The following is an 11920-nucleotide window of genomic DNA, read 5'->3' as shown; positions in this document are numbered from 1 at the left end:
CCCCCATTTCAGCTAGATGAAACCTGAGGCTATACTCGGGGCGTTCCGTACCCCACGCCGGAACGACCAGACCCGAATCCCCGGAAACGACACCATGCGCCCGCAGCCGCTCGCCGCTTGTCTCGCTCTGGCCGTCCTCCTGCCCCTTGGGGCCGCCGCACAGCCCGCTCCTGCTCCTGCCACACCCGCTCCGGCCCCGGCTCCCGCCGCTGCGCCGGCGCCCGCCGCACCCACCGGCAACTTCGATAATGGCCGCGTGCTGGCCTACACCTGCCAGGGCTGCCACGGCATCACCGGCTACAAGAACGCCTACCCCAGTTACCGGGTGCCGAAGATCGGCGGCCAGACCCAGCAGTACCTGGCCCAGGCCCTGACCGAGTACCGCCAGGGCAAGCGCCGGCATCCGACGATGCAGGCGCAGTCGATGAGTTTCAGCGAACAGGAGATCGCCGATCTCTCTGTTTACCTGTCCACCGTCAAGTAAGGCCCGCCCATGTCGAAAGCCGCGCATCCGATGCGTCACGCCATCGCCCTGTCCGTTGCCCTGCTGCTGGCCGCCTGTTCGCAGTCGCAGGTGGAAAACAGCGAGAAATCCGCCGCCGACCCGGGCCATGCCAGCGGCGAACACGGTTCTTCGTCCTCCGCCGGCCTGCCGGCAGGCCGCGAGGCCGCCGGTGAAGCCCGCGCCAAGGTGAAAGGCAAGGCCACCAACCAGAGCTGCATCGACTGCCACGGGGCCGACGGCAATGCGCCGATTGATCCGACCTATCCGAAACTGGGTGGCCAGTACGGTGACTACCTGGCGCACGCGCTGCAGGCCTACCGCGCCGGTGACCGCCAGCATGCGCTGATGACGCCGCAGGCGAAGGACCTGAGTGATCAGGACATTGCCGATCTGGCCGCATATTTCGGCAGCCGGCCGAGCCAGCTGCGGGATCTGCACGGGGTTAAATGACCGCTCTGCGCGGATCATGACTTCTGCAATCTGATGCGTTCATGGGCGTTACTTTTCTTGATGACGCACATCCTTGTGCGTCACCCTGCGGGCCGGCTATGCCGTTCCACCCTGCTCCTGCAGTGCGGTGCGCGCAAAGAAAAGTAACCAAAAGAAACGCTCCGCCGCCCGCGAGCCGATGCTACGCACCGGTACCCTGCGCTCCTCGGCCCACCGAGGGACGCCGCGGGAACTCGCTGCGCTCAGACACCCGCGCCTCTTCGCCCTCGCCGGACCTGCGGTGCTCGGCTCGCTTCAAGGCGGAATCAGATCAAAAGCCACAGCCGCCCGCCGGGCGAGACGGCCGTGGCAGACGCTCAGCCTTCCAGTTCTTCCCAGCGCGCGTACGCGGCATCCAGCTCGGCCTGCACCTTGGCCAGCTGCTGGGTGTGCGCGGTCACTTCGGCACTGCTGCGGGTGTAGAACGACGGGTCGTTCATCGCCGAGGTCAGCCCTTCGACATCGCCTTCCAGCTTCTCGATGGTCTTCGGCAGCTGCTCCAGTTCGCGCGCTTCCTTGTAGGCCAGCTTGCGCTTGGGCGCAGCCGGAGCAGCGGCCGTGGCGGCCGGTGCAGCAGCCGCCGGCTTGGCTGCCGGGGCCGCGGCAGGCGCAGCCACGCTGGCTGCATAGCGCTGCCAGTCGCTGTAGCCACCGACGTACTCACCGATCACGCCGTCGCCTTCCATCACCAGCGTGGACGTCACCACGTTGTCGATGAAGTCACGGTCGTGGCTGACCAGCAGCAGGGTGCCGGTGTACTCGCCCAGCAGCTCTTCCAGCAGCTCCAGGGTTTCCACGTCGAGGTCGTTGGTCGGTTCGTCCATCACCAGCAGGTTGGACGGCTGCGCGAACAGCTTGGCCAGCAGCAGGCGGTTGCGCTCGCCGCCGGACAGGCGGGTGATCGGCGCGCGCGCGCGCTCGGGGGTGAACATGAAGTCCTGCAGGTAGGCATGCACGTGCTTGCGCTTGCCGTTGAACTCGAGGAAATCACGGCCTTCGGCGACGTTCTCGATCGCGCTCCAGTCTTCGCGCAGCACCGCGCGGTACTGATCGAAATACGCGATTTGCAGGTTGGTACCGGCGTTGACCTCACCCTTGGCCGGCTGCAGTTCGCCCAGCAGCAGCTTCAGCAGCGTGGTCTTGCCACTGCCGTTGGGACCGATCAGGCCGATGCGGTCGCCACGCAGGATGGTGGTAGTGAAATCGCGGACCATGGTGCGCTCGCCGAAGGCGAACGAAATGTCCTTGACGTCGATGACCTTCTTGCCGGAGCTGACGCCCTGCGCGGCTTCCATCTTGACGTTGCCGCTGAGGTCACGGCGCTGCGAACGTTCAGTGCGCATCGCCTTCAGGCGACGTACGCGGCCTTCGTCGCGGGTACGGCGCGCCTTGATGCCCTGGCGGATCCAGACTTCTTCCTGCGCCAGCAGCTTGTCGAAGCGGGCGTTTTCCTGCGCCTGCGCATTGAGGCGTTCCTCGCGGCGGCGCTCGTAGTTGGCCCAGTCGCCCGGCCAGCTGGTGACCTGGCCGCGGTCGATCTCGACGATGCGGGTGGCCAGTGCACGCAGGAAGCGACGGTCGTGGGTGACGAACACCACGCTGCCGCTCCAGCCCTTCAGGAACGCCTCGAGCCAGTCGATGGCCTCGATGTCCAGGTGGTTGGTCGGTTCGTCCAGCAGCAGCACGTCGGGGCTGGACACCAGCGCACGGGCCAGCAGCACGCGGCGCTTCATGCCGCCGGACAGGCGGCCGAACTCGGCCTCGCCGTCGAGGTCGAGCTTGGTCAGGGTTTCGCTGACGCGCTGGTCCAGGCCCCAGCCGTTGGCGGCGTCGATCTTGGCCTGCACGTTGCCGAGCGCTTCGCCGTCGAAGACCTCGGCATGGCTGAGGTGGTGGAACTCGGCCAGCCACTGGCCCAGTTCGCCGAGGCCATCGGCGACGACGTCGAACACCGAGCCGGCGGCGCCGTGTGGCACTTCCTGCTCCAGGCGGGTGACGCGCACGCCCTGCTGCACGCGGACTTCGCCGTCATCGGGCTTGTGGTCGCCGGACAGCAGCTTGAGCAGGGTGGATTTGCCGGCGCCGTTGCGGCCGATCAGGGCGATGCGTTCGCCCGGCTCGATCGACAGTTCGGCCTTTTCCAGCAACAACGGGCCGCCGACGCTGAAGTCGACGTTCTGTAGGGTAATCAGAGGCATCCGGATATTGTACGGGTTGGGGGCGTCGGCCGGGTTGCACCCGGCACCCGCGGTAGTGCCGGCCGCTGGCCGGCAACCTCAACGGCAACGGCAGAAGCTGGTCTGTCGGAACGGCATTCTGCTCTGGTGGGTGTCGACCTTGGTCGACACGGTAGATCCACGCCATGCGTGGATGAGCGCTACAAGAAGGGTCGATGGAGGGAATCGACTGGGAATCTGATGGCTTACCCCACCTCCCCCAGCAACGCCTGCAACCCCGGCAGCCATTGCTTGCCGGGGTGGCGTACCAGCCACAGGGTGCGCTGCAGGGCGGGCAGCGGGGTCTCCAACACGCGCAGGCGGCCGAGGGCCAGGGGCTCTTCCAGCGCGTGGCGGGAGAGGCAGGCCAGGCCGAGGCCGGCGATGGCGGCCTGCTTGATCGCTTCGGTATTGCCCAGCTGCAGGGTCTGGGCGAAGCCGCGCAGGTGCGGCAACAGCGCCTGCTCCACGGCTTCGCGGGTGCCGGAGCCGGGCTCGCGCAGCAGCCAGCGGGCGCGGCGCAGTTCGTCCAGCGACCAGCGCGCGGCAGCGTCGGCGGCGCCGACGATCACCAGAGGATCCTGCTGCCAGGCGGTCACCTGCAGGCCACGTTCATGGCACGGGCCTTCGATCAGGCCGGCGTCGACGTCCAGGCGCTGCACGGCGGCAACCACGCCGGCACTGTTGTCGATGCGCAGGTCGACTTCGGCCTGCGGCGCCTGCCGCAGCAGATCGGCGATGCGCGGCGGCAACAGGTAGTTGCCGATGGTGGTACTGGCCGCCAGCACCAGCCGCAGCGGTGCACCCTGCGACGGGTCGCCGCCAGCGGCCAGCTGCCGCTCCAGGTCGGCAGCATTGACCAGCAACGTGCGCGCCGGTTCCAGCAGCGCGCGGCCGTGGCCGTTCAGGGCCAGGCGGCGACCGATGCGGTCGAACAACGGCGTGCCGAAGTGCGCTTCCAGCTCCTGCAGGGCGGCGCTGCTGGCCGACTGCGAAAGTGCGATGGCCTGACCGGCGGCAGTGGTGCTGCCGTGGTCGGCGATAGCGACGAAGACCTGCAACTGGCGCAAGGTCAGGCGCATGGCGCTTACCTTCTTGATGGGTAGGTTTCACCCATATTATTCGTTTTACAGGTCATCGTCCCAGGTGCACGCTTGCCCTATCACTCCAGCCCTACCCTTGCCATGAACGCCCCCGCTCTCTCCTCCTGGTCCCTGCCCGCCCTGCGCCAACGCTGGCAGCCGCGCCTGCCCGGCCTGCTGCTGGTGGGCCTGATCGCCGCGGCGTCGCTGTACCTGGCCGAGCTTCCCTGGCTTCAGGCGCACGGCCTGAGCGCGCTGACCGTGGCCATCGTCGCCGGCATCGTGGTCGGCAACACCTTCTACCCGCGGCTGGCACCGAGCAGCGCGGCCGGTGTCGGCTTCTCCAAGCACTGGCTGCTGCGCGCCGGCATCGTGCTGTACGGCCTGCGCCTGACCTTCCAGGACATCGGCCATGTCGGCGTCACAGGCGTGCTGATGGACGTATTGGTGGTCGCCAGCACCTTCGGCCTGGCCTGCTGGCTGGGCATGCGCGTGTTCAAGATGGAGCGCGAAGCGGCCATGCTGATCGGCGCCGGCAGTGCGATCTGCGGCGCGGCGGCGGTGATGGCCGCCGAACCGGTGGTGCGCGGCCGCGCTGCGCAGGTCACCGTCGCGGTCTCTACGGTAGTGGTGTTCGGCACGCTGGCGATGTTCCTGTACCCCGCCTTGTATGCGCTGGTGCAATCGCACGGCTGGCTGGCGATGGACGCGCAGCAGTACGGCCTGTTCACCGGTGCGACGGTGCATGAAGTGGCACAGGTGGTGGCGGCCGGCCGCGCGGTCAACGAAACGGCGGCCGATACCGCGGTGATCACCAAGATGGTGCGGGTGATGCTGCTGGCGCCGTTCCTGGTCGCGCTGTCGCTGTGGCTGGCGCGTGGCGGCAAGGCCAGTGCCGATGGCAGCAAGGCGCGCATCGTGGTGCCGTGGTTCGCGTTCGGTTTCGTGGCGGTGGCCGGGTTCAACTCGCTGCACCTGCTGCCGGCCGGCCTGCAGGCGGGGCTGGTGCAGCTGGATACCGTGCTGCTGGCGATGGCGATGGCCGCGCTGGGCCTGACCACCCACGTCTCGGCGCTGCGCCAGGCCGGGCTGAAGCCGCTGCTGCTGGCGCTGATCCTGTTCGCCTGGCTGCTGTTCGGTGGCCTGGCGATCCATCAGGGTGTGTTGGCGGTGCTTGGCTGATCGCCACTCCCCGCTTGCCGAATCCATCCGCAGATCGTAAAAGAACGCACCCTGCGCTGGTCGACACGGACGACATGACCATCCATCACCTTCCGAGCTTCCGTTACCATCCGGACCCGGTTGCGACGGGCAACGTGGCGCCCTCCACTACCACCTGCAGGGTCTGCCAGCAGGCGCGTGGGTATGTGTATCTGCACGATGCCATCCACGCAGGGCGCGTAGATTACTCAGAGCAGATCTGCCCTTGGTGCATTGCCGATGGCCGCGCCGCGTCGGCGTTGCATGTGGCGTTTGCCTGCCGCCTGGATATCGACGAAAGCGTCCCTGAAGCCGCGCTGGAAGAGCTGTCCCTGCGCACGCCGGGCTATGCCAGTTTCCAGGGGGAAACGTGGCTGGCACATTGCAGCGATGTCTGCCGATTCCTGGGCGACGCCACCCTGGAGCAGGTGACTCAGGCCTCGGCAGCGAGCATCGCGGCATGGTGCGCGATCAACGACGCCGACGAGGCGGCCTGGTGGGATCTGGCCAGCGACTACACGCCCGGTGCAGATATCGGCTTCTATATGTTCGAGTGCCTGCACTGTGGCCTGGTTCAGTTCCATGTTGACTCGGCCTGAACCTTCTCCTGCGCAGGCCCGACATGGGCCGCTAGACTTGAGGCATGCCCGCCTCCGCCGCCCTGCTGCAGATCCCCTTGCGCCTGCTGGATGACCGCTACGGGCCAGGCAATGTCGATGAAGCCGAAGACATGCTGATCGGGATCGTGCAGGCGGAGATGGGCGAGCAGGCAACCTGTTCGTTCGACTTCGACACGCGGCACGCCAACCCGTGGTTCCATCAGCTGCTGCTGGAACCCCGGGTCGCCGGAAAACCGGCCACCCAGGAGCAGCTGCAGGCGATGGCCGTACGGCTGATGGCCCTCGGGCTGCACTGAAGGATGGACAGTGTCATCCACGCATGGCGTGGATCTACTGGATCGCACGCCCTGAGCGGGTGAAAAAGGCCGAGGGGACCAGCCTTCCGGACGGGTACAATGCGCCATGACTGACTTCTCGACCCTGCCGCTGAGCCCGGCCCTGCAGCCCGGCCTGGATGCCCTCGGCTACACCACCCTCACCCCCGTGCAGGCGCAGAGCCTGCCGGCCATCCTCGATGGCCGCGATGTGATCGCACAGGCGCCGACCGGCAGCGGCAAGACCGCCGCCTTCGGCCTGGGCCTGCTGCAGGCCATCGACCCCAGCCTGATCCGCGTGCAGGCGCTGGTGCTGTGCCCGACCCGCGAACTGGCCGACCAGGTCGGCAAGCAGATCCGCAAGCTGGCCACCGGCATTCCCAACCTGAAGCTGCTGCTGCTGGTTGGCGGCGTGCCGCTGGGCCCGCAGCTGGCGTCGCTGGAAGGCCACGATCCGCATGTGGTGGTCGGCACGCCCGGCCGCGTGCAGGAACTGGCACGCAAGCGCGCGCTGAACCTGGGCGCGGTGCGCACGCTGGTGCTGGATGAGGCCGACCGCATGCTCGACATGGGCTTCGAAGAGCCGATCCGCGAGATCGCCGGCCGCACCCACAAGGATCGCCAGAGCCTGCTGTTCTCCGCCACCTTCCCCGACAGCATCCGCGCCATGGCGCGTGACCTGCTGCGCGACGCAGTGGAAGTGACCGTGGAGGGTGCCGACCAGGCCCCGGCCATCCGCCATCTGTTCTGCGAGGTGGAACCGGCGCACCGCCAGAAGGCGCTGGCTGGCCTGCTGCTGAAGTACACGCCGGAATCGGCGGTGGTGTTCTGCAACACCCGCAAGGACGTGGACGAAGTGGCCAACTCGCTGCAGCAGTTCGGCTTCTCGGCACTGGCCCTGCATGGCGACATGGAACAGCGCGACCGCGAGGAAGTGCTGTTGCTGCTGGCCAACCGCAGCTGCAACGTGCTGGTGGCCAGCGACGTCGCCGCACGCGGCCTGGACGTGGAAGAGCTGGCGGCGGTGATCAACTACGAGCTGCCGACCGATGTGGAGAGCTACCAGCACCGCGTCGGCCGTACCGGTCGTGCCGGTGCCAGTGGCCTGGCGATCAGCCTGGTGGCCGGCCGCGAGAAGACCCGCGCCGAAGCCATCGAAGCGCAGATGGGGCAGCCGCTGGACTGGCAGAAGACGCCGCTGGCGACCTCGCGCCCGGCCGAGCTGCCGCAGGCGGCGATGCGCACCCTGCGCATCGACGGCGGCAAGACCGACAAGCTGCGCCCGGGCGACATCCTCGGCGCACTGACCGGCGACGCCGGGCTGTCGAGCAAGTTCATCGGCAAGATCGCGATCTTCCCGACCCGCTCCTATGTGGCGATCGCGCGTGAGCAGGCCAACAAGGCCGTGGCGAAACTGGAAGCCGGCAAGATCAAGGGCCGTCGTTTCCGCGTGCGGATGATGTGATTGAAGCAGCGTTGCCAGCCACGGCTGGCAACGACCTGGCCTGGTAGCGGCCAACCTTGGCTGGCCCGTCCATGGCGTCGGTTGCGAAAGGCGATGCCAACCAAGGTTGGCAACCACCGGCTCCCGGCCATTCGCTCTGGTAGATGCCAACCTTGGTTGGCACCCGCCCTTCGATCAGAACACCAGTTCGGTATGCAGCGGCAGTTCCGCTTCCCAGCGGGCGCGGCCGCCGAGGCCGTCGAGCTCGACCAGCACGCCGGCACCGACCACCTCAACGCCCAGGCGGCGCACCAGCGACAGCGCAGCGACCAGCGTGCCGCCAGTGGCCAGCACGTCGTCGATGATCGCGACGCGGGCGCCGGCCGGCAGCGCATCGGCATGCACTTCGATGCAGTCGCTGCGGTATTCCAGCGTGTATTCCTCGCGCAGCACCTGGCCCGGCAGCTTGCCCGGCTTGCGCACCGGCACGAAGCCCACGCCCAGCTCCAGCGCCATCGCGGCACCGAGGATGAACCCACGCGATTCGATGCCGACCACGGCGTCCAGCTTCTGGTCGCGCCAGCGGTCGGCCATCGCGGTGATCGCGCCGCGGAAGTCCTCGCCGTGGGCGAGCAGCGGCATGATGTCCTTGAACAGGATGCCGGGCTTGGGGAAGTCGGCGATGTCGCGCAGGCGGGAGGCCCACTGCGGAGCGACGATGGCGTCGGTCATGTCACATTGGCTATCTGATGGCGGCATAGGGTACCTGTTCCGGGCGCCGCCTGCCTGATGGGGGTGTCGGCCGGGCTGCGCCCGGCACCTGCAGAGGCCACCGCGCAAGCAAAGGCGAAAGCAAAAGCCGCATTCCGAGGGATGGCGGGGTGGGTCCGGTTGCGGGGGACGCCGTAAATACATCCATGTAGGCTCGGTCGCCGCATCCATGCGGCTCACGCCCCCGCAACCGGACCCACCCCGCCTTCGACAGTTTTCTGCGATCTGTCGTAGATCCACGCCATGCGTGGATGGGTCTCTATCGAAATCAAATATTTCGAGAATTGAACGAAAAGCATCCACGCATGGCGTGGATCTACCGTGTCGACCAAGGTCGACACCCACCCACAGCAGCGGGAATCTGTCGGAGGTGGGGTGGTGTCGGAGTGCGGGGTGTCAGCCGCATGGATGCGGCTGCCAAGCCTACAGGGACGTACTTGCGGCGTCCCCGCACTCCGACACCGCCCCGCCAAACCACGGAATCCAGCTTTTGCTCTGGTCGTTGACCTGGCCTCTGCGGGTGCAGGGCGCAGCCCTGCCGAAACCCACCCTCAGGAGCTGCAGGACAGCATCGAGCAACCGGCCCGATTGTCCGCCCACGCCGGGCGCTTGCCGGCGAAGTGCTCCAGCCCGGCGCGCTCGGTGTACGGGTCGCGCAGCACGTCCTGCAGTGCGTGAACGCCATCGAGGTCGCCCTGCTCTGCACGATCGATGGCTTCCTGCGCCAGCCAGTTGCGCAACACATACAGCGGATTGGCCGCGGCCATCTTCGCCTGGCGTTCGCTGGCCGACAGCGGATCGCGGCGCAGGCGCGCCGCGTAATCCTGCAGCCAGTGCTGCAACGGCGCCTGCACCGCCTGCTGGCGCGCCTGGTCGTAGTACACCGCGTCCAGCAGCGCCGCATCCGGTGCCGCCGGATCGATACGCATCAGCGCGCGCCAGGCCAGGGTCATGTCCATCGCACCCTCCTGCATCAGCTGCTGCCAGCGCTGGTAGAGCTGCAGGTCGTCATCGTCGGCCGCACCCAGCCCCAGCTTCGCTGCAGCGTCGCGGCGCGTGCAGGCCACGAAGGTGGACTGGTACGCCGCCAGGCCCGCCTGCAGCGGTGCGACATCGGCAAACAATGGCGACAACGCCTGCGCCAGTCGGCTCAGGTTCCAGTACGCCACCTGCGGCTGGGTACCGAAGCGGTAGCGACGACCTTGTGCGTCGGTGGTGTTCGGTGTCCAGTCCGGATCGAAGTCCTCGACCCAGCCATAGGGGCCGTAATCCAGCGTCAGGCCGAGCACGGACAGGTTGTCGGTGTTCATCACGCCATGCACGAAGCCGACGCGCATCCAGTGCGCGATCATCTCGGCCGTGCGCACCGCGACCTGCGCAAACCAGTCGCCGTACAGCGCCTCGCCCTGACCCTCCAGCTCGGGGAAATCACGGGCGATGCAGGTGTCCACCAGCTGTTGCAGCAGGGCGGTTTCACCGCGCGAGGCCGGCAGTTCAAACGAACCGAAACGCAGGAACGACGGCGAGACCCGGCACACGATGGCACCAGGCTCGGCACGCGGGTGGCCGTCATAGAACATGTCACGCACGACGTCCTCGCCGGTACCGACCAGCGACAACGCGCGGGTTGTTGGCACACCCAGGTGGTGCATCGCCTCGCTGCACAGGAATTCGCGGATCGACGAGCGCAGCACTGCGCGCCCATCGGCGCCGCGTGAATACGGCGTCGGTCCGGCCCCCTTCAGCTGCAGCTCCCAGTGGTGGCCATCCGGTGCGACCAGCTCGCCCAGCGAGATCGCGCGGCCATCGCCGAGCTGCCCGGCCCAGTGGCCGAACTGATGGCCACCGTAGTTGGCGGCCCATGGCTGCATGCCTGCATACAGTGCGTTGCCACCGAATACACGCGCGAAACCTTCGCTTTCGACGTCAGCGGCATCGAAACCCAGCAGCGTGGCCACCTCCGGCGACCAGGCCAGCAGCGTGGGCGCCGCCACCGGGGTCGGCATCACCGGTGACCAGGCCACGCCCAGCACGTCGCGGCAACGCGGGCCGGACTCGGGGTCGCCCGGGAGGGTATGCAGCAGGCGGTTGTCGAAACGGGGGCTGTCGGTATCCATGGTGCTGAAGATGGGGGCGACGGCCGCCCGCCTCAATTGCCGCTGAGCGCCTGCAGGTGGCCGCCGTGGGCCTCGGCACGCTGGTAGGCCGGGCGCTCACCGATACGCTTGAGGAAGCCGCGCAGCGCCGGCTTGTCGTCGAGACCACCGCCACGCGCGGCAGCGGCCTGGATCGGGAAGCTCATCTGGATGTCGGCCGCACTGAAGCGCTCGCCGGCGAACCACGGGCTTTCGGCCAGACGGCGCTCCATCCACTCCAGGTGCAGCCGCCGCTGTGGACCGATGAAGCCGCGCTCGGCCTTGTCGGCAATGCTGCGTGCGATCGGGCGCGCGAAGAACGGCATCGGCGCGTTGCGGATGCGGCCCATCACCAGGGTCAGCAGCAACGGCGGCATCGCCGAGCCTTCGGCGTAGTGCAGCCAGTAACGGTAAGCGATGCGTTCAGCCCCGTCGGCCGGCATCGGTGACGGCGACAGCTGGCGTTGCGTGTCGTAACGGTCAGCGAGGTAGTCGAGGATCGCGCCGGACTCGGCCAGTACCAGCTCACCATCCTGCAGTACCGGCGACTTGCCGAGCGGATGCACGTTGCGCAGTTCCGGCGGCGCCAGCAGCGTCTTCGGATCCCGCGGATAGCGGCGCAGTTCGTAGTCCAACCCCAGCTCCTCCAGCATCCACAGCACGCGCAGCGAACGGGAGTTTTCCAGGTGGTGGACGATGCGCATGGGGGGTGATCCCTTGGGGAGACGCGCATCGTACCGCGCCGGCTGCATGTCCTTTGTAGAGTCGCGCCATGCTCGACTCTACAGAACGGCGGGCAATAAAAAACGCCGGAAGCTTTCGCTTCCGGCGTTCTGGCTACCCAACGGTAGCAGACGGATTAGACCGCCTGCACCTGGTCAGCCTGCATACCCTTCTGACCCTGGACGGCGATGAAGGTAACCTTCTGGCCTTCCTGCAGGGTCTTGAAGCCGGTGCCCTGGATCGCGCGGAAGTGCACGAACAGGTCCGGGCCGCTTTCCGGGGTGATGAAGCCGAAGCCCTTGGCGTCGTTGAACCACTTGACGGTGCCGGTCTGACGTTCAGACATTTTACTAACTCCTGAAACACATGTTGAAAAAAATCGCAGCCACCGGGTATCGGGGCCGAGACTGAGTTGCAGGCG

The 11920-nt window shown here is 67.4% G+C and carries 12 protein-coding genes; 6 read left to right on the top strand and 6 right to left on the bottom strand.

Annotation, left to right across the window (positions count from 1 at the left end):
• The first annotated feature begins 94 nt into the window (after nt 1-94).
• Both ACZK1G_RS09335 and ACZK1G_RS09330 read left to right on the top strand, forming a co-directional pair.
• Nucleotides 95-484: a c-type cytochrome gene (locus ACZK1G_RS09335; RefSeq protein ID WP_005413034.1), complete on the top strand. Its 390-nt coding sequence runs from the start codon at nt 95-97 to the stop codon at nt 482-484.
• 9 nt (nt 485-493) lie between these two features.
• The gene (locus ACZK1G_RS09330; RefSeq protein WP_005416218.1) at nt 494-955 is read left to right on the top strand and encodes a c-type cytochrome; all 462 of its coding nucleotides are present in this window, start codon (nt 494-496) and stop codon (nt 953-955) included.
• A 356-nt stretch (nt 956-1311) separates the two neighbouring features.
• Here ACZK1G_RS09330 and ACZK1G_RS09325 read toward each other — a convergent pair whose 3' ends face one another.
• Together ACZK1G_RS09325 and ACZK1G_RS09320 are read right to left on the bottom strand one after the other, a co-directional pair.
• Nucleotides 1312-3192: an ATP-binding cassette domain-containing protein gene (locus ACZK1G_RS09325; RefSeq protein ID WP_101765312.1), complete on the bottom strand. Its 1881-nt coding sequence runs from the start codon at nt 3190-3192 to the stop codon at nt 1312-1314.
• A gap of 224 nt (nt 3193-3416) precedes the next feature.
• Nucleotides 3417-4292, bottom strand: a complete 876-nt coding sequence (locus tag ACZK1G_RS09320) for a LysR substrate-binding domain-containing protein (protein WP_049442799.1) — start codon at nt 4290-4292, stop codon at nt 3417-3419.
• 102 nt (nt 4293-4394) lie between these two features.
• Between ACZK1G_RS09320 and ACZK1G_RS09315 the strand changes: the two genes are divergently transcribed.
• The 4 genes from ACZK1G_RS09315 to dbpA all read left to right on the top strand — a co-directional run bounded on the left by ACZK1G_RS09315 (nt 4395) and on the right by dbpA (nt 7891).
• On the top strand, nt 4395-5474 hold the full coding sequence (locus ACZK1G_RS09315) for a YeiH family protein (RefSeq protein WP_049442800.1): 1080 nt from the start codon (nt 4395-4397) through the stop codon (nt 5472-5474).
• Between the two features lie 74 nt (nt 5475-5548).
• Nucleotides 5549-6091, top strand: coding sequence for a CbrC family protein (locus tag ACZK1G_RS09310; RefSeq protein ID WP_080347441.1), 543 nt, complete (start codon nt 5549-5551; stop codon nt 6089-6091).
• A 44-nt stretch (nt 6092-6135) separates the two neighbouring features.
• Complete coding sequence (locus tag ACZK1G_RS09305) at nt 6136-6408, top strand: hypothetical protein (protein WP_101765311.1); 273 nt, start codon at nt 6136-6138, stop codon at nt 6406-6408.
• A gap of 106 nt (nt 6409-6514) precedes the next feature.
• A complete protein-coding gene (dbpA, locus tag ACZK1G_RS09300) occupies nt 6515-7891 on the top strand; it encodes an ATP-dependent RNA helicase DbpA (protein ID WP_049442802.1) in 1377 nt (458 codons plus the stop codon).
• A 174-nt stretch (nt 7892-8065) separates the two neighbouring features.
• Here the strand turns inward: dbpA and ACZK1G_RS09295 are convergent, their stop codons facing one another.
• The 4 genes from ACZK1G_RS09295 to ACZK1G_RS09280 form a co-directional block, all read right to left on the bottom strand.
• Complete coding sequence (locus ACZK1G_RS09295; protein ID WP_014036878.1) at nt 8066-8602, bottom strand: adenine phosphoribosyltransferase; 537 nt, start codon at nt 8600-8602, stop codon at nt 8066-8068.
• Nucleotides 8603-9192: 590 nt separating this feature from the next.
• Nucleotides 9193-10758, bottom strand: coding sequence for a protein adenylyltransferase SelO (locus ACZK1G_RS09290; protein ID WP_197622244.1), 1566 nt, complete (start codon nt 10756-10758; stop codon nt 9193-9195).
• A gap of 32 nt (nt 10759-10790) precedes the next feature.
• On the bottom strand, nt 10791-11480 hold the full coding sequence (locus tag ACZK1G_RS09285; RefSeq protein WP_049442804.1) for a glutathione S-transferase family protein: 690 nt from the start codon (nt 11478-11480) through the stop codon (nt 10791-10793).
• A 155-nt stretch (nt 11481-11635) separates the two neighbouring features.
• A complete protein-coding gene (locus tag ACZK1G_RS09280) occupies nt 11636-11845 on the bottom strand; it encodes a cold-shock protein (protein ID WP_005416210.1) in 210 nt (69 codons plus the stop codon).
• Nucleotides 11846-11920 lie beyond the last annotated feature (75 nt).

It is taken from the genome of Stenotrophomonas sp. 109824_Sma (genome assembly GCF_056480025.1).
The sequence above is the reverse complement of the archived record's forward strand: the minus strand, read 5'-3'. Positions and strand labels throughout refer to the sequence as shown.